This is a genomic window from Neobacillus sp., assembly GCF_031988165.1.
Taxonomy (GTDB): domain Bacteria; phylum Bacillota; class Bacilli; order Bacillales; family Cytobacillaceae; genus Neobacillus; species Neobacillus rhizosphaerae.
In genome coordinates this window covers 126,286-144,150 of the sequence record NZ_DALZYO010000007.1, presented here as the reverse complement: position 1 = coordinate 144,150, position 17,865 = coordinate 126,286, and the positions used below count along the sequence as shown (strand labels likewise).

The following is a 17,865-nucleotide window of genomic DNA, read 5'->3' as shown; positions in this document are numbered from 1 at the left end:
TTTCCTTTATCTCAGTTGGAGTGCTCCAGGCCATACGCCGCTGACCAGGGCGCTTCCGCTTTTCTTATCCAAATGAAGAAAATCCTGATTGAGCAAATACAAAAAATGGCTGAATTCCTCCACTTGCGTTTTTGCTTACTTTAATATTCTCCTTTAATTACAAAAAACGTGCCCCGAATTGTTCCAGCTAGTTTAGACTTCTGCCTAGCAAACTTAAACTTCTCTTCTAACTCCTTTGGTACCTCCATCCCCTCAGAAAGCTTAAAACCAACGGCCCGCTTCGGCTTAGGGTCATCAACCGTATACATGACGTTGACCGCAAGACCATCCTCATAAAAGACGTAGGCAAATTTGATATTTTCCACTTGAAAACGCGACGTTTCTAAAGGTTTGGCCGCAAACTCAATATCACGTTCTTCTTTCAAAATTCGGTTCACATAATCAAGGGTCTCGCAGGACTCGCTAGCTGGTACAACCGTAAATTCATGCTTGTATTTGTTCATAAAATAACGGGCTTCATTAGCACGTAAACCAGCAAGCGCTTCTACTACAGGTGAAGACTCTAAACCAACCGTAGACACATTTTTAAAATCAACGATATAGGACATTTCTATCTCTCCTTTTATCTCTTTATTTCCTAACAACAGGAATCCACATTTCACCAAAAACTAAGCCGTTTCGCTGCCCCATCTCAACCGTTGCATTCGGCCCACCAACATAGGCAAAATTCTTTGCTTCTGGCAAGACTTGACCAAAGGCAATGCCAGTAAGCTTATTATTCAATTCATCAGCCGTCTTCCCTTCCCCTTTAACAACTAGGTAATCCCCCTTCGGAAATTGGATGACTCTGGTTGCTTCTGGTACCGATACCTCTGTCATAACGCCAGCATAATGCATCATCTTGTTATTCACCGCTTCGTTCACGGCAAAAATGTAGTCATTGGTTGCGATGGTTTTTAAAGTGTCAAGCCTTCCATCTTGTTTGACGGCCCCCCAAAAGTCTGCCTTTTCCTTGGTTATGCCAGCAAAGTCTGTGTAATCGCTCTTAAGCTCAGTTCCAATACCTAAAACGGTAAAGCTGTCTTTTTCATCTAGGATATAATCTGCCATATTCAAAACCTTCCTTTTTTTAAAATTAATCAAATGATTTGTCTTTTCACTTGATGAGTTTATAATAGCCTTAAATCATGTCAAAAAATGATACTGTTTAGGAGGTCCCGATGAAAAAAGTTGAACGGATTAATATCATCATGCGGTATATTAACAACCGCGCCCACTTTACAATTTCTGAAATCATGCGAGAATTCAACATCTCTCGTTCGACAGCTATTAGAGATATCAGAGAAATTGAAGCCATGGGGATGCCACTTGTCGCTGAAGTTGGAAGGGATGGGGGTTATTTTGTCATGAACAACTCTGTCCTGCCCACTGTCCGCTTTACCGATAATGAAATTAAAGCTCTTTTTATTGCCTTTATGGCCACAAGAAATCAACAACTCCCTTATCTAAAGAGTCGTCAGTCTTTAGCTGAAAAATTACTAGGCCTCATCTCAAAAAACCAGCAAGATGACCTTGTTCTTTTAAATCAAATCTTGCTTTTTGAAGGGACCAACCCTTATAATCCCGACTTGCTTGATCTTTCAGACCTCCCCCATCCTATGTTAGAAAAACTCATCCAAATCCTTCTTTTGGATAGCTATTTATTGATTACCATCAAAGAAGAGAAGGTAATAAGGTCTTATCCAATTTATCTCTTGCACCTTTATCATGAAAAAGGCTTTTGGCTGATTGAAGGCTTTGTCTTAGAGGATGAAAAGAGGAGGATTTTCCCTGTCGACAATCTCACCAATGTCGACCCATTCCCTACGGAAAAAAGATTAAGTAAGAAAAAGATTTTAGAAAAACTAAGTAAGCAGGATGAAGTAATTAACCTTGTCCTTGAACTTGGTCCAAAGGCGATTGCCCAGTTCAAAAAATACCATACTTTAAAAGTTTCAATTTCCTATACGAATCCTTACCAAACCACAGCCATTCTAAAGACTTTTATCAATGTTAATAATCCCGAAGAATTGACCGAAATAACAAATTGGCTCCTTTTCCTAGGTGGGGATATCAAGGTCAGGGAAGTGCCAGAAGAAGTCTTAGAAGGTTTACAAGAGAGATTATGCTTATTCTGCCCATAAGCAGTGCCAGTTAAAACCCAAATAATTTTGAGCTTGGCCAGTTACCCCTTATTTTCGCATACCCAGAAGATGAAGGTTTCTGAATGTTAGAAAAAATTTTAAAGGGTAATAGCATTTTTATCAGTATTGTTCTTGATTGAATTTCTAGTAAATTCATTTTAGTAAAAAAGGTTAAACCACATTTAGATGCGTTACGGTGAACCGTATCACAAATAGTGGTAAAACGGAGAATGGAGTTAGTGGTGAGATTGAAAGAGTGCAATCATGTTAATAATTTGCTCTGCATACCCCTACACAAAAGGATGTAAGAGGTGTTTCACAGATAAATTAATTGATCCCGCAATCGTCCACCAAGTACCTAACACAAGCGGCAGAGATGCCGCTTTTTAGATTATGCGCCTCAAAGCTGGGTTGTAACATTAGGTCTTAATTAGCCCTTTGGCATGCTGCTTGCCTGCCGTGAGAAGGCTGTCGCTGAGTTTACAATCATTAACGGATCGTGCCAGCACTAGCGCTCCGACCATCGTACTAAGCAGTACGCTACCTGTGGCTGTGTCTACTTTTGCCGTGTTGGAAATAAAGTCAATCATTCGTTCCAGCTCGTGGGTGAACACCTGCCGAACCTCATCTGAGGATCGGGAAATTTCACTGGAAAGGGCAGGAAGGATGCAGCCCATCTCTGTTCTGTCACGGTGATGCCGGCTTAAATAGTAATCAATGATGGCATTGATTTTGGGTCCTTGCTTCTCCTGGTCAGCGGCTTTCTGCAGAAGCGCAATCGTATCGCTGATGGCATACCGGCAGGCTTCGGCGACTAGTTGTTCTTTGTTGTCAAAGTGCGAGTAGAACCCTCCATGAGTCAGTCCGGCTCCTTTCATAATGAAAGGGACACTTATGTCACGAATCCCATTCGTACGAAAAGCTTGAGCGGCACTTTCGATGATCTTTCTTCTAACTTTTAACTTATGGCCTTCAGGATAAGGCATCGCAATCACTCCGATACTTATAAATCTATTTTAAAATATTATAGTTATCATAATAAAGCCTGTCAATTTTTCTTATGGCGTCGTAAGCAATAGAGAAAGAATAAACTAAGCTATTGACTAGGTTAAAATATGATGATTATAATATATTACGGTCATCATATTTTAATTTGGCATTTTATTAGGAGGTGTCAGGGGGTGAGTCAGCTTGAAACGGTTGACACATTGGTTATTGGATCAGGTACAGGAGGGTATGTGGCGGCGCAGCGATCCGCGCAGCTTGGGATGAAGACGTCAGCCGAGAACGCCGTTCGAAAAATCAAAATGAATAGATATAAAGAGCTGCACGTTTAGAAGCATTCAGGGAGAGGGAGAGATCGAACTATGAAACTTAAAGTAGGTTTGTATATTGGAATTGCCGTTGCGGTTATTGCAGGAGGTGCGCTTCTTGCTGCTAAAGGCAATGATGCAATTAGTCAGGCGGAGAGCAGAAAACAAGGCGTGCTTGAGGCGGAGCAAAAGATGATCGTGTATGATAAAAGTCCAGGGACAATCATTAAAATCAACGCAGTTGCAGGCGATTCCATCAAACAGGGAGACATTCTATTTAAGGTGAAATCAGCCCAAGGAGCCGAAGTCGACGTGCTTTCGCCGGATGATGGATTGATTAGCAGAATCATTGTAAAGCCGGGAGATCAGCTTGCGCAAGGTATGCCGGTTGCAGTCGTGCAAAAGACCACCTATTATGCAGACCTCTATGTGCAAGAAGGGGAAATTCAGAAGCTTGAGGTCAATAAAAGCGTCCAAGTTCGTTTTCCATATCTGAAGCGTTCTGCCCAGGTCGATGGCGTTGTCGCTTCGATCTCGGCCGCTCCTCAATTTGCCAGCTTACGCATGACGCGCGAGAGAGGGCAAGCTGATTTAAGCATGTTTCTTGTCAGAATATCCGTAAATTCAAACTCCGATCTTCTTCCAGGGATGACTGCGGAGGTGGACCTCGATGAAATCGCTGATTGAGGAGTGGAAGTACGTAGCGGGCAGCAAGTTCCTTCTTACGATTTTTATCGGTCCGCTGATTGCGGCTTTGTTTTTTGGGTTGATGTTTTCGAAAAACCAAATCAGCAAATCACCGGTTATTGTTATTGACGAGGACCACAGTGCTTATTCGCGACAACTGATTTCGAAAATGAACGCGTCCCAATATATGAAAGTCACGAATGTAATCGCCAACCGCATGGACCCCGAAACCTTGCTTGCAAACGAGCAGGCTGTAGCGGTCATTATGCTTCCTAATCAACTGGAGTTGCGTAAGCTGCAAGGGAAGTCTTCGAATATCGGGATTCTAATGGATAACACGATGCCCTCAGGGCTAATGGGTATCCGAACCGCGATTCAAGAGATCCTCACAACGGAAAATATGACTCTTTCCATGACACGTCTGGGGCAAAGCGGGATGGATGCGGAAACTGCCAAAGGGCATATATCTCCGTTATCTCTCCAACAGCGAATGCTGTTTAATCCGACGACAAGTTATGTCGACTTTATGGTTCTTGGATTTGTGAATATCATCGTGCTAATGATGACAACTAGCGCAGCCGGATCGATTGCCCCTCGTCTTCGCAAAGAAAGGAAGCTGCTTGCAAATGGCGTATCGCCTGTCCAGCTTTGGGTTCGCAGTGTACCTTATTCTGTTCTGAGTACATTCTCTTTAATCCTAAGTTATGGACTTTTAAAGCAAGTAGGAAATATGCGGTTTGAAGCGGAGACTTATCTTTTTATTATCCCATTGCTGGTTTATTCTTTTGCCTTGTCTCTTATGGGGATATTGATTGGTTATACGGCCAAAGATACGTCCAAAGTGGGTTCACGAACAAGTCTTGTCTTGTATCCGTCATTTCTGGCCACGGGGATTCAGTTGACCCCGCTTGCGTTTCCAATGTTTTTTCAGGTTACCGCATGGGCGTTGCCAATGAACTGGCTTAACCGTTTAATCCGTGGAATGGCATTTCGTCATGGATCACTGACAGCCTACAGTCTGGAGATCGGAGCACTGTTAGTCATTATTGGCGTTGCGTCCTTGTTAATCGGATTGTTGATGCTTCGTGAAGCGCGCAAAACGAATTCTCCTGTGGAGCAGCGGCAGATTCCGGCGTTTTATCCGTCAGCAATTAAAACGGAAGAGCCAACGACTTGCTGATAGGATACAAAAAAACGACATATCTGTCGTTTTTTTTTGGTGCTGGTTTTTATCTCCGAACCCAACACATGTGGAGTGTTACACGTAGGTTTAAAAAAAAGCAGGAACTAGCTGGAAGTTCCTGCTTATAGGTTTAAAGGAGCAAAGCCTTGGCACAGAATTAGTATCGTTCATTGTCTTCAACCCAGTTAATTAATCTATTTACTTCAGCTGGTGTTTGTTCTTTAAAGCTTAGAAAATCAAATAACTTATTATTAACTTTGGAGGATTTTCGGTAATTTGATCATTTTAGTCTAATCATTATTTTCTCTGTCTACTAATTTCTCAGCAGCTTCTAGATTATTGACTTCACCTATTTCAAGAAATTCCTTTTGAGTAATTTTGTTAGCAGTTATCCTATTGATATATTTTTGGGTCCTTCAATACATAAGGTATTTATTTAGGAGAATTATAGAAAATGCTCTTTTTATTCAATCCATCCACTCTTTTAAGGATTCAATCAGCAATGCTTTAGGTTGAAAACCAGTTATCCTCTTCACAAGTTGACCATCTTGAAAAAGCAATAATGTAGGTATTCCGAGTACCTGAAACTTACTTATAAAATCTTCATTATCATCGGCATTCACTTTTACAATTTTTATTCCAAATTCTTGATGAATTTCCTCCAAAACGGCACCTATCATCCTACAAGGAGGACACCATGGTGCCCAACAATCTATAAGCACTAAATTACTTGTTTGGATTTCATTAAGAATTTCTTGCCCTTGTGCGTGTAAAATACTCATCAAACTTCCTCACCTTTCTTCTGTTTGTCGTTGATTGTAGTATATGATGAGTTATGATATAAGTAAAATTAATACTTTTAATAATTTATATAAGTAAAAACTAATGCATATGAAAGAGGTTTCCAATGACTCTATTTCAATTAGAAGTTTTCTTAAAGGTAGTTGAAACGGAAAGTTTTACAAAAGCTGGAGAGCAAATCGGTCTCTCACAATCTGCAGTCAGTCAAGCTGTAGCAGCTTTGGAATCAGAGTTAAATATCAAATTAATAAACCGACATAGGAAGGGTGTTAGCTTAACAAAAATTGGAGAACGCATAACGGGTCTGATTAGAGATTTACTAATAATTAAAACAAAGATAATAAATGAAGCAGCTGGAATCACGGGACTTGAAACTGGGACGATAAGAATCGGAAGTATATCAAGCATATCAGCTAAATTATTGCCAGGAATAATCAGTTCGTTTAAGAAACAATTTCCTGGTGTAGAAGTCATTCTCTATGAAGGAAATTATGAAGAGGTAAATAACTGGATTAAATTGTCAGTTATTGATGTTGGTGTGGTCACTGAGGAAAGTCATGAATTTGAATTTATCCCCTTGCTACAGGATAAAATGATCGTTTTTGTACCAGAAAAACACCCATTGAGTAATCAAGCATTCATCCATTTAAAGGAAATCGCTAATGAACCTTTCATTATGCCAAAAGAATGTCATCGTGTGCTTCATTCAATCTTTAAGGAACATGGAATATCTCCTAACATTCAATTTGAAGTAAGTGACATTGCCACCATCATAGCTATGGTTCAAGAAGGGGTTGGAAATACGATACTTCCGGAGATGGCAATTCCCACAACATTGCCCAAAGTCACTGCTTCATATTTAAGTCCTCAAGTGTACCAAAATTTAGGGCTTGAGATACGTTCAACGGATTACATTAGTCCCGTCCTAACTGCCTTTATTCATGTGACACAAGAATTTACAAAGAATTTATCATTAAAATTATTTAACAGCTATCATTCCGTTATTGTAAAAAAAAGGTAAATAAAGTAGACGGTTTTCCTGCACTTTTTTAGTTAGGCTGAAACTGGAGGAAAAAGGAGGAAGCAAAAGAACTGTCCAAATAGGACCGGGATTCAAACAGGTTTTCGTTTTTGGGTCCTTGTCCTGTCCGAATAAGACTGGGGTTCAGACAGGATTTCACTTTTTGGCCCTCGACCTGTCCGAATAGGACCGGGATTCAGACAGGATTTCACTTTTGGGTCCTCGACCTGTCCGAATAGCACCGGGATTCAGACAGGATTTCACTTTTTGGCCTTCGACCTGTCCGAATACGACCGGTATTCAGACAGGTTCGTCATCCATCCCTTCACTTTATCCCATCCGTCTGTATGCCCCCGGGGCTAAGCCGTACTTCTTATGAAATACCCTGTGAAAATATGTATAGCTACCGAAGCCGCAGTCTTCAGCAATCTGTTCAAGCGTCATTGTGGTGTACTTCATTCGCTCGATTGCAGCGGTCAAACGGATTTCTAACGCGTATTCAATTATCGTTTTTCCGACGCTGCTTTTGAACAAATGAACGGCACGGGAGATACTAAGATCAGCATGCTGCGCCACCTCCTCCACTTTCAATGCTGTAGTCGCATGTTCTTCAATGTAGCGCATCATCCGTGTCACGGTATAAGGTCGATTGAAGGAGGGAGCAGTTTCATTAACTGACCGCTCTAGAGATAAACAAAGTGCTCGTAGTAAATAGTCGGAAAGCTCTTTGTTTTCCTCGGATGATGGACGTCGTTCTTCGATAATGAGGTGGCGCCATAATGCTAATAGCTTTTCGTCAAGATCAATCCGGGAGATCGTTGGCTTGTCAGAACGTTTCCACCATTCGTCCACCCAAGGGCCTTCGCAAGCTAGATGGTAGTCCCCGCTCACAACCATTGTATCCTTGGAATTATCCCGCTTCCCTTCAATTAACAGTTCATAATGATCCCCTGGTTTAATGAGCAAAAGGTCACCTTTCCCGATAGAAACCTTTCTTCCCTTAACAATCACTTCGCAAGTTCCCTCTGTTTGTAGGCGGAAAAGGTACGCGGGAAACCCATTTCGATCGTGGGAATAGAAGGGTTGTGTATGGTAGGAATATCCGCAATAGCCAATGTTTGTCGTCATATGCTCTCCTTAGAAAAATACAAAATAGCAAAATAGTAGATATATTAATTATATCATCTATGTTTATTTACTGATATGTAATATAAGATTGTGTCAAATAAGTAATGTTAAAAATAGTAGAAGAAATGAGGGTTAAAGATGAAGAAAATTCCAGTAGCTGTACAAATGTACACATTGCGTGAGGAAAGCGAAAAAGATTTTGCCGGTACGTTAAAAAAGGTGGCAGAGCTTGGATATGCTGGTGTTGAATTTGCCGGTTATGGAGGTTTGACTCCAATAGAGTTAAAAACGTTATTGGATGACCTTGGACTAAAAGCAGTTTCCAGCCATGTGCCTCTTGAAGAAATAGAAAGTAATTTAGCACAAGTCATTGAAGATCAAAAAATATTAGGAAGCAATTATGTTGTCTGTCCCTATTTAATGCCAGATTGTCGAAGTGAAAAGGATTATTATGCGCTTATTTCCGTCTTAAACCAAGCAGGTGAGCAGTGCCACCTTGAAGGGCTTACACTTCTATACCACAACCATGATTTTGAACTGGATCTCCTTTCGGATGGCAGAATGGCCCTTGAAACCATTTTTGACGATACAAATTCAGATTATGTAAAGACAGAGCTCGATGTGTACTGGCTGACAAAAGTAGGTGAGAATCCAGGAGAGTGGATGAATCGTTATAAAAATAGAACACCGCTTGTCCATTTGAAGGATATGACGCGTGACGCGGAACAGTTTTTTGCCGAGCTTGGTACAGGTGGTGTTGATATTGAAGCGGTACTAGATGCAGGAGAAGGAGCTGGGGTTCAATGGTGGGTGGTTGAGCAGGATTTCAGCCGACGTACTCCGTTTGAAAGTATTGAGATTAGCATGAACTACTTGAAATCAAAACTGCCGTATCTAGCGAATAAATAAAAGGGGTAATGACCTTGGGCTTAAAAGTGGGGCTTGTTGGCTGTGGAAATATTAGCAGCATTTATATTGAAAATAGTCATCGTTTTTCGGAATTTGATATTATCGCTTGTGCGGATTTGGATCATTCAAAAGCAGAGGAAACTGCTTCAAAATACGGAATTAAGCACGTATTCACTGTAGAGGAAATGATGGTTTCACCACATATTGATCTCATTCTGAATTTAACGATTCCTCAGGCACACTCAGCATTAGATTTGAAGGCCATCGAGCATAAAAAGCATGTGTATTCAGAAAAACCACTCGCTATTTCGTTTGAAGATGGAAAGCTGGTTGTGGATACAGCACGTCTAAACAATGTCCTGGTCGGTTCCGCACCAGATACCTTTTTAGGTGGAAGTATTCAGCTTGCTGGTCAAGTAATTGAAGAGGGGATTATTGGCAGGACAATCGGTGCGACGGCATTTATGATGTCATGTGGTCCTGAGTCCTGGCACCCAAATCCCGAGTTTTTTTATTATCTTGGCGGCGGCCCAATGTTCGACATGGGTCCATATTATCTTACCGCACTAGTCAGCTTAATGGGCCCAGTCAGTCGGCTCACTGGCTCAGCGCGAATAACATTCCCTGAGCGCATCATAACGAGCCCTGAGAAATACGGAGAAAAAATAAACGTTCAAGTACCGACACATGTATCTGGTATTCTGGAATTCACAAACGGTGCAACGGCAACCATTACAACAAGTTTTGATGTAGCAGCAGCCCGTACTCCATTCATTGAAATATACGGAGAAAAGGGAACCATTGGTTTGCCTGATCCGAATCAATTTAACCAGCCAATTTTACTTAAATTGCACGGTGAAAAAGAGTGGAAAGAAATGAAGCCAGACGGAGACACCCACGATAATTTGCGTGGAATCGGACTTGCAGATATGTCACATGCGATTGAAACAGGTATTACTCCACGTGCCAATAGTGCGCTTGGCTTACATGTGCTCGAGATCATGCATGGTATTCACCGATCATCGGAGATAGGGAGTCATTACACAATGGAAACTACATGTGTGCGGCCAGCATTATTGAGTAAAAAAATGGAGCCTTTCAAGTAAACAAATAGGAGGAAAATAACAATGAGTAAATTAAAAGTAGCGGTTATTGGGTGTGGAAGTATTGCGAAATATCGACATTTACCTGAATACCATTTGAATAATCAAGTAGAACTGGTAGCAGTATGTGATATTGTGGCAGAGCGCGCAGAGGAAATGGCTGCCCAATATGGTGCAAAGGCGTTTACGGATTATAAAGAAGTGATCAAACTTGAGGGTATTGATGCGATTAGCGTGTGTTTGCCAAACTACTTACATGCACCAGTATCGATTGCTGCACTGAATGCGGGTAAACACGTCCTTTGTGAAAAGCCAATGGCTACTTCAAAAGAAGAGGCAGAAGCAATGATTCAAGCAGCGAAAGCAAACGATAAAAAGCTAATGATCGCCCATAACCAGCGTTTCGTTTCTTCACATCAAAAAGCAAAGGAAATTCTTGATCTCGGCAAGCTCGGGAAAATTTACAGCTTCAAAACAACTTTCGGCCATCCAGGTCCTGAAGGTTGGAGCGTAGACGGGGCTGGAAGTTGGTTTTTTAATAAGGAAAAGGCATTTATTGGTGCAATGGGTGACCTTGGTGTTCATAAGGCTGACTTAATGCGTTATTTGCTTGGAGAGTTTACAGAAGTAGGGGCATTCATTGAAACGAATGCGAAGCAAAATACAGAAGTCGATGACAATGCAGTTTGTATTTTGCGTACAGCACACGGTGTAATCGGAACCCTTACCGCAAGCTGGGCCTATGTATCAGGTGGTGGAGATAATTCTACGATAATTTACGGCGAAAAAGGGACGCTTCGTTTAGAAGCAGACCCAGAGTACTCACTGATTGAAGAATATCGTGACGGAAGCGTCGTCTATCATAAGCTTGATAAGATCCAAACAAATGAAGAGGGCGGTCAGTCAACCTCCCATGTCATTAACCACTTTGTTGAAAGTATTGCCCTAAATAAGGAACCACTCATTACTGGTGAAGAAGGAATGAAATCGCTAGAAATTATTCTAGCTGCGCTCGAATCCCAGGAAACGAAACGAATTGTTTCCTTAAAGAAGGAAGTGTTATCAAAATGAAATTAGGCGTCTTTTCTGTTTTATTTGCAAATAAATCATTTGAAGAAATGCTCGATCATGTAAAAGCATCAGGGTTGGATGCAGTGGAAATTGGCACCGGCTGCTATCCAGGTAACGCTCATTGCCCACTGGATGAGCTCTTAGAAGACGAGCAAAAACGAAAGGCCTATTTAGAAGCGGTCACATCACGTGGTTTGACCATCAGTGCATTCAGCTGCCACGGAAACCCACTTACGCCAGACAAAAAGTTTGCGGAGGAATCCGATTCCGTTTTGCGTAAAACAATTAAACTAGCTGGGCTTCTTGGTGTGCCTGTTGTAAATGCATTTTCCGGGACCGCAGGTGACAGCGAGGAAGCTAAGCAACCGAATTGGCCGGTCGTTCCGTGGCCAGCTGAATTTGGCGATGTGCTTACGTGGCAATGGGAAAACAAATTGATTCCATACTGGAAGGGAATCGGAGAACTTGCTAAGGAGCACAATGTCAAAATCGGGCTTGAACTACACGGCGGTTTTCTTGTTCATACACCCTATACGATGCTGAAACTCCGCGCGGCAACCTGTGAGACAATCGGTGCAAACCTAGATCCAAGTCATTTGTGGTGGCAGGGAATTGATCCGGTTGCGGCCATAAAAATCCTCGGTAAAGCGGGTGCCATTCACCATTTTCACGCAAAAGATACGTATATCGACCAAGACAATGTTAATATGTATGGCTTAACAGATATGCAGCCATACGGGAATGTGCTGTCACGGTCATGGACGTTCCGAAGTGTTGGCTGCGGACATAGCCTACAGGAATGGTCTGATATGATGAGCGCTCTTCGGATGTATAACTATGACTACGTTGTCAGCATAGAACATGAAGATCCGCTCATGTCAATCGACGAAGGCTTTGCACGTGCTGTGAAAAACTTAAACGACGTCCTGATCCGCGATACGGCGGGTAATATGTGGTGGGTATAGAGAGTTTTTAAATGTAATTTTGTGATTTTGGGGTCTGTCCCTCACCCAGATAAAGTTAAAATCGGTAATCCAATCACTTTACGAAATGAAAAAAACTCCTATTCTAGAAGACTTGTTTTGTTCCCTAAACAAGTCTTCTACAAAGGAGTTTTCACTTTTAATAAAAAAATATAAGCCATGAAAAGCTAATTTGTCAATGCCTATCCATTCTTCCCGACAGAGGACGTTTATTGTCCACTGATAGAATTACCCCCACCATTCAAAGTGAATGCCGGGTGCAAACTGGCATAAGGACGTATCATTGGTCCTTATTCTCCATGAAGATGTGGCTGTTTTATGGTTAGGTTCGTTGATTGGCTTTTAGAGGAAGCCATGCTAGTACATCCTGAATTTTTTTATCCCAATAGCCCCATTCATGGTCTCCTGGTCCAAAATCTGATGTTACATCGTAATTTGTTTTCTCACATAACTGTTTGAAGTGAAGATTATCTTCATATAAAAAGTCTTCTGTACCGCAGCATTGATATAATTTTGGTTTTTGTTCGTTCCTATGTGTTTCTTTAATGAGTGAGAGTAAATCATTTTCTGTACCTGAAATATCCTCATCTCCAAAGACTAAAGAAAATATAGGTCCTAAATCGGAATGTTTTACATGGCTAACAATATCTGTTACACCGGATAAACTGGCAGCGGCACTAATTTGATCAGGCCGATTCAAAGCCCATTTTAATGCCCCATAGCCCCCCATGGAAAGTCCAGCAACAAAATTATCCTCTCTGGCATCTGATAATGGAAAAAATGACTGGGCAATAGAAGGGAGCTCCTCTGTTAGGAATGTCCAATACTTGTTCCCATACTTCATATCGGTGTAAAAACTATGATGGAATTGAGGCATGACCACGGCCAAGCCAAGAGGGGCCACATATCTCTCAATAGAGGTCCTTCTTGTCCAAATGGTATCATCGTCACTGAATCCATGAAGTAGATATAATGTCTGGTGCCGTTCACTCATTATTTTATTCTTCATTCCAATTTGTGTGGTCGTTTGCTGGGGCAGAATGACTGTCATGGATGTGCTTAAATTTAATACCTCTGAATAAAACTGACATTGAATGAAGGCCATGCTAATCATCCCTTAAAAAAATTATTAGAACTTACTTTTCAGTAGATCCGCGTCTAAGTAAAGTGGTGTAGATTAAATCATTTTTTACATTTTTGCCGTCTAATAATTGAATGATTTTTTCAGCAGCAACGGCACCCCATTTATATTTGGAGTATTCAAATGTTGATAACCCCGGGGTGATGTAGCTACCGATTTCATCATTATCAAAACCAATAAGTTTTATGTCTTTTCCTATTTGTAACGGGCTGTCTTTTAAAATATCATATATCCCAATCGCCATCTCATCGTTCAAGGCAAAAACTCCAACAGGTTCTTCATTCCATTCTTGGATAATGGTTTTCGCCGCCTGCCGTCCACTTTCTTTTGTAAAATCTCCTGTTAAAACCACTGCCTCGCAATTATCATAACGTTCTAATTCTTCCAATGCTGTTTTTAAACGTATTCGACTGTCATAAGCAATGTCTGGCCCGGAGACCACATATATCTTTGCCAATTCTTTTTGAATAAGGTAATCAATTGCCAGTGTAGCGCCACCTATATTATCCAATAATACTTGGCTGACATTTTTATGATCTAATTCCCGGTCCATAACCACAATATGATGCCCTCTATCGGCATAATGAGTAATCTCTTCGCTTTTGTAGGAAGAATCTAAAATAATCGCTCCATCAATTAATTTTTCTGGTAAAAATAAATGCGATTTTTTCCCGGTACATACAATGAGTTCATAGCCATGCTTTTTTAGAGTAGAGCCAACCCCTTCAAGGATTTGCCCATAAAAATACCCACCATAGTCTGTAAAATAAATCCCAATAATATTGGTTTGCTTCCTTTTTAAAGCGCGTCCAGCCATATTGGGAATATAGTTTAGTTCATCGGCTATTTTCAAAATGCGTTGTCTTGTTTCTTCCGTGATTTTCGAACTTCCATTTAAAGCATATGACACAGTAGATATAGAGACCCCGGCTTGTTGAGCAATATCCCGTATTCCAACCATGCTTTTCACCCTTTCTCTTATACCCACTATTTTACAAAAAAACGTTTCTCATTTGAATCTATTATTTCAAACCGGATACATTAAATCCATCCAAAATATATTTTTGCAAACATAAAAAGATGATAATAATTGGAACGACCATAAAGGTTGCGCCGGACATTTGCAATGCGTAATTTGTTCCGTGCTGTCCTTGGAGCAATTGCAATCCAACGGAAAGCGTATAAAATTTCTCATCATTCGCGATAATTAATGGCCAAATAAATGAATTCCAGCCTCCAATAAACGTTAATATACCTTGCACGGCTAGGACAGGTCGTGAAATGGGCAAAATAATTCTTGTAAAAATATACCATTCGCTAGCCCCGTCTAACCGGGCTGCTTCAATAATCTCATTTGAAATCGTCGACATAAATTGGCGGAATAAAAAGATCCCAAACGCACCGACTAATCCTGGTAGAACAATTCCGGTTAGCGTATTCGTCAAACCAACCATGTTTAATAATAAATAAACGGGAATCATCGTCACTTGCCCAGGAATCATCATCGTGGCTAATACGAGGAGAAATATTTTCTCTTTGCCTTTGAACTTATATTTGGCAAAACCATACCCTGCCATGGCATTTAAAAACAATCCTACAAAAGAAAAAGCTGTAATCAACAATGTATTTTTTAAATAAACATTAAAATTTAATTTAAAAAATAGTTCTTTAAAATTATCAAGTGTTGGATGTTTAGGAAAAAGGCTTGGGACTATTTGTGAAATTTCTGCATTTGTTTTAAAAGAAGAGGCGATCATCCATAAAAATGGAATAAAGGTAATAAATCCCCAAACACCTAAGATCACTCCAACAATTATTTTTGCTTGCTTTTGTGATTTTTTATTTGAATCCATCTAGTATGCCCCCTTCTACATGCCTTGTTTTTCATGTCTATTTTGTATTTTAAATTGAATAGCTGTGACAATAATAATGCTAATAAATAAGATAAATGATCCGGCAGCTGCATACCCAAACTTACTATATTGGAAGCCGTTTCGATAGATAAACAAGGCAACAGATGTCGTACCATCAAGTGGGCCGCCTTTTGTCATAACGAGTGGTTCTTCGAAAAATTGGAACCAACCAATCAGTGTTGTCACACTAACAAAGAAAATGGAAAAACTCATAAGCGGTATCGTAATTTTCGTAATTTGTTTCCAACGATTGGCTCCATCGATTTCGGCCGCTTCATAATATTCCTTAGGAATCCCTTGTAGGGCAGCTAAAAAGATGATCATATTAATCCCGATTGCTTTCCATATTGCTAAAATAATCAATGAAATCTTAGCCATCGTGGGATCTTGTAGCCATGGAACTGGTCCCATATGGAATTTAGCTAAAATAAAATTAAATAAACCAATGCTAGGATTATATAAATAAGACCAAACAACGGCGATAGCGACGGTATTTGTAATCGATGGTGTATAGAAAACCAAACGAATAAGTTTAAAAAAGGCTGATCTACCGAAGTTAATCATAATAGCAATAGCTAATGAGAATGCCACTACTAACGGAACTCCTATGATTACGTAAAACAACGTATTTCCTATTGCTTTTGCAAAAACAGTATCTGTCAAAACACTTTTGTAATTATTCCATCCAATAAAATGAACACGTGACCAATCAGCTAAACCAGCGAGACTTAAATCTGTAAAGCTAATAATCAAAGCCACAATAATAGGAATGATTGAAAATAATAGTAGCAGAGTAAGCGCAGGAAAAATAAACAAAAATGGTGCCAATATTCCTTGTTTTTTCATCATCATTTTTCCTCTCATTAAAAATAAGAAAAGCGCAAGCGCCCGTTTAGCAGCGGAGGGAGAAGAGCGAAGTTCACTAGCCGCTGGGCTGCTTTCGCTAGACAGTTATCAAAGTTCAATGATATATATTCCTATTAAATAAGAATGAACCTTCTTGTCGGTTCATCAAATGCGGACAGAAAGCTTTAGCTTTCTGTCCGCCCCAAGAGAGACTATGTTTTTGGCTTGCTTGCCAGTCAAAAAGTCACCCCATACATCCATAAGCAAGTTCGTTCTTATTTTCCTAAAATTGATTTGGTTTGAGCGTTTAAATCATCCATAGATTTTTGAACATCTTTGCCTGCGGAATAAATTTGTTCCCACTCTTTCAAGTAGGCTTGTGTAATTTGATCCCATTCTTTCATAAGAGGCATTGGCTCAGAGCTTTTCAATTGCTTTCCAAAAGTCGAAATAAATGGATCACTTGTAAAAGTTGTATCTTCCCACGCTTTTTGGCTTGTTGGCAATGAACTGCTAGATTTGAAGAATGCTAATTGATTCTCAGGTTTGGCTAGGAATTCAATTAATTTAAGTGAATTATCTTTATTCTTACTTGTGTTAAAGATGGCTAAGTTTGAACCGCCAGTATTAGATATATTGTTATCAGGTCCCTTAGGTAGTTCAGCTGTTGCCCATTTGCCTTCAATGTCTGGAGCATTGTCTTTAATCGCATTAATCATCCATGGTCCACTGATAAACATTGGCACAATTCCCTCGCCACCAAAGCCTACGCTAATATCTAACTTTAAGTCGTGGTCAGGAGCAGCGCCAGTTTTAATGAATTTTTCTAGGTATTTCAAGGAATCTACAAAAGGTTTCTTATTAAACTGCGGATTTCCCTTATCATCAAATAATTTGGCACCATTTTGACGCGTAAACATAAATCCAAACGTAGGTTCACCACCATCTACATTAAATCCGTATTTGCCTTCTCCACGTTTAGAGAGCTTTAAAGATGCATCATATAATTCATCCCATGTTTTTGGTGCATGGTCATATCCCACTTGATTTAATAGATCGGTACGGTAGTATAAGGCACGTGTTTCTGTATACCAAGGAACAGCATAAAATTTATCATCGAATTTGGTCGTATTAACTGATCCACTGAAAAAGTTTTCAGGTTTTATCGTCTCATTCTTTTTAACATCATCTGTAAGATCCATCAATATCCCTGCATCAACAAATTCAGACATATACGTTGTTCCCATTTGGACCACATCTGGACCCGATTTAGATGCAACAGCGGTTAATAATTTGTCATGTGCTGAACCCCATGGAATACTTTGAATTTTAACCTTTATTCCGGTTTCTTTTGTAAAGTTATCCACGATCGGTTTAATTTGTTTGTCACCATCGCCCATAAACCAAAATGTTATTTCTTTAGATTTACTACTGCTGCTGTCTGTATTTTTTGATGAACAGCCGGCGATAAAAGTTGAAAGCACCAAAGTCAAAATGACTAACCACAAAGCTTGCTTTTTCATTGAATAAAACCTCCAATTTGTTTATCGAAACGTTTCTATGGATTATTATACTTCCAACTG

At 40.2% G+C, this 17,865-nt stretch carries 18 protein-coding genes and 1 pseudogene; 9 read left to right on the top strand and 10 right to left on the bottom strand.

Annotation, left to right across the window (positions count from 1 at the left end; all coding sequences use genetic code 11):
- Positions 1 to 140: 140 nt before the first annotated feature.
- Both RTR43_RS06160 and RTR43_RS06155 read right to left on the bottom strand, forming a co-directional pair.
- Positions 141 to 608, bottom strand: coding sequence for a phage tail protein (locus RTR43_RS06160; protein WP_312470438.1), 468 nt, complete (start codon positions 606 to 608; stop codon positions 141 to 143).
- A 22-nt stretch (positions 609 to 630) separates the two neighbouring features.
- Positions 631 to 1,110, bottom strand: a complete 480-nt coding sequence (locus tag RTR43_RS06155; RefSeq protein WP_312470437.1) for a GyrI-like domain-containing protein — start codon at positions 1,108 to 1,110, stop codon at positions 631 to 633.
- 110 nt (positions 1,111 to 1,220) lie between these two features.
- Here RTR43_RS06155 and RTR43_RS06150 point away from each other — a divergent pair, with 110 nt between their 5' ends.
- Complete coding sequence (locus tag RTR43_RS06150; protein WP_312470436.1) at positions 1,221 to 2,183, top strand: helix-turn-helix transcriptional regulator; 963 nt, start codon at positions 1,221 to 1,223, stop codon at positions 2,181 to 2,183.
- A gap of 419 nt (positions 2,184 to 2,602) precedes the next feature.
- Here RTR43_RS06150 and RTR43_RS06145 read toward each other — a convergent pair whose 3' ends face one another.
- Complete coding sequence (locus RTR43_RS06145) at positions 2,603 to 3,169, bottom strand: TetR/AcrR family transcriptional regulator (protein ID WP_312470434.1); 567 nt, start codon at positions 3,167 to 3,169, stop codon at positions 2,603 to 2,605.
- 129 nt (positions 3,170 to 3,298) lie between these two features.
- On the opposite strand from RTR43_RS06145, the pseudogene RTR43_RS06140 reads away from it, so the two are divergent.
- The 3 genes and pseudogenes from RTR43_RS06140 to RTR43_RS06130 form a co-directional block, all read left to right on the top strand.
- A pseudogene (locus RTR43_RS06140) lies at positions 3,299 to 3,463 on the top strand (dihydrolipoyl dehydrogenase); the annotation flags it as partial.
- Positions 3,464 to 3,550: 87 nt separating this feature from the next.
- The gene (locus RTR43_RS06135) at positions 3,551 to 4,183 is read left to right on the top strand and encodes a biotin/lipoyl-containing protein (RefSeq protein WP_312470433.1); all 633 of its coding nucleotides are present in this window, start codon (positions 3,551 to 3,553) and stop codon (positions 4,181 to 4,183) included.
- Positions 4,167 to 5,363, top strand: coding sequence for an ABC transporter permease (locus RTR43_RS06130; RefSeq protein WP_312470432.1), 1,197 nt, complete (start codon positions 4,167 to 4,169; stop codon positions 5,361 to 5,363). Before RTR43_RS06135 ends, RTR43_RS06130 begins: the two co-directional genes overlap by 17 nt.
- A 470-nt stretch (positions 5,364 to 5,833) precedes the next feature.
- Here the strand turns inward: RTR43_RS06130 and RTR43_RS06125 are convergent, their stop codons facing one another.
- Positions 5,834 to 6,148 carry a thioredoxin family protein gene (locus RTR43_RS06125; protein WP_312470431.1) on the bottom strand — a complete coding sequence of 105 codons (315 nt, stop codon included), beginning with the start codon at positions 6,146 to 6,148 and terminating at the stop codon, positions 5,834 to 5,836.
- A gap of 125 nt (positions 6,149 to 6,273) precedes the next feature.
- On the opposite strand from RTR43_RS06125, the gene RTR43_RS06120 reads away from it, so the two are divergent.
- On the top strand, positions 6,274 to 7,188 hold the full coding sequence (locus tag RTR43_RS06120; RefSeq protein WP_312470430.1) for a LysR family transcriptional regulator: 915 nt from the start codon (positions 6,274 to 6,276) through the stop codon (positions 7,186 to 7,188).
- Between the two features lie 330 nt (positions 7,189 to 7,518).
- On the opposite strand, the gene RTR43_RS06115 is transcribed toward RTR43_RS06120, so the two are convergent.
- Positions 7,519 to 8,316: an AraC family transcriptional regulator gene (locus RTR43_RS06115; RefSeq protein ID WP_312470429.1), complete on the bottom strand. Its 798-nt coding sequence runs from the start codon at positions 8,314 to 8,316 to the stop codon at positions 7,519 to 7,521.
- Positions 8,317 to 8,454: 138 nt separating this feature from the next.
- Between RTR43_RS06115 and RTR43_RS06110 the strand changes: the two genes are divergently transcribed.
- The 4 genes from RTR43_RS06110 to RTR43_RS06095 are packed head-to-tail and all read left to right on the top strand — an operon-like array spanning position 8,455 to position 12,364.
- Complete coding sequence (locus RTR43_RS06110) at positions 8,455 to 9,225, top strand: sugar phosphate isomerase/epimerase family protein (RefSeq protein ID WP_312470428.1); 771 nt, start codon at positions 8,455 to 8,457, stop codon at positions 9,223 to 9,225.
- Between the two features lie 14 nt (positions 9,226 to 9,239).
- Positions 9,240 to 10,331 carry a Gfo/Idh/MocA family protein gene (locus tag RTR43_RS06105; RefSeq protein ID WP_396954539.1) on the top strand — a complete coding sequence of 364 codons (1,092 nt, stop codon included), beginning with the start codon at positions 9,240 to 9,242 and terminating at the stop codon, positions 10,329 to 10,331.
- A 21-nt stretch (positions 10,332 to 10,352) separates the two neighbouring features.
- Entirely contained in the window at positions 10,353 to 11,399 is a 1,047-nt protein-coding gene (locus RTR43_RS06100; RefSeq protein WP_312470426.1) for a Gfo/Idh/MocA family protein, read from the top strand.
- Positions 11,396 to 12,364 (top strand): sugar phosphate isomerase/epimerase family protein, encoded by a 969-nt coding sequence (locus tag RTR43_RS06095; protein WP_312470425.1) that lies wholly within the window; start codon positions 11,396 to 11,398, stop codon positions 12,362 to 12,364. The genes RTR43_RS06100 and RTR43_RS06095 overlap by 4 nt, the downstream gene beginning before the upstream one ends.
- Before the next feature lie 340 nt (positions 12,365 to 12,704).
- Here the strand turns inward: RTR43_RS06095 and RTR43_RS06090 are convergent, their stop codons facing one another.
- The 5 genes from RTR43_RS06090 to RTR43_RS06070 form a co-directional block, all read right to left on the bottom strand.
- Complete coding sequence (locus RTR43_RS06090) at positions 12,705 to 13,487, bottom strand: alpha/beta hydrolase (RefSeq protein ID WP_312470423.1); 783 nt, start codon at positions 13,485 to 13,487, stop codon at positions 12,705 to 12,707.
- A gap of 31 nt (positions 13,488 to 13,518) precedes the next feature.
- On the bottom strand, positions 13,519 to 14,484 hold the full coding sequence (locus RTR43_RS06085) for a LacI family DNA-binding transcriptional regulator (protein WP_312470422.1): 966 nt from the start codon (positions 14,482 to 14,484) through the stop codon (positions 13,519 to 13,521).
- 61 nt (positions 14,485 to 14,545) lie between these two features.
- Entirely contained in the window at positions 14,546 to 15,376 is an 831-nt protein-coding gene (locus RTR43_RS06080; RefSeq protein ID WP_312470421.1) for a carbohydrate ABC transporter permease, read from the bottom strand.
- Between the two features lie 15 nt (positions 15,377 to 15,391).
- Positions 15,392 to 16,285 carry a carbohydrate ABC transporter permease gene (locus RTR43_RS06075; protein WP_312470443.1) on the bottom strand — a complete coding sequence of 298 codons (894 nt, stop codon included), beginning with the start codon at positions 16,283 to 16,285 and terminating at the stop codon, positions 15,392 to 15,394.
- Between the two features lie 272 nt (positions 16,286 to 16,557).
- The gene (locus tag RTR43_RS06070; protein ID WP_312470420.1) at positions 16,558 to 17,805 is read right to left on the bottom strand and encodes a sugar ABC transporter substrate-binding protein; all 1,248 of its coding nucleotides are present in this window, start codon (positions 17,803 to 17,805) and stop codon (positions 16,558 to 16,560) included.
- Positions 17,806 to 17,865: the final 60 nt, after the last annotated feature.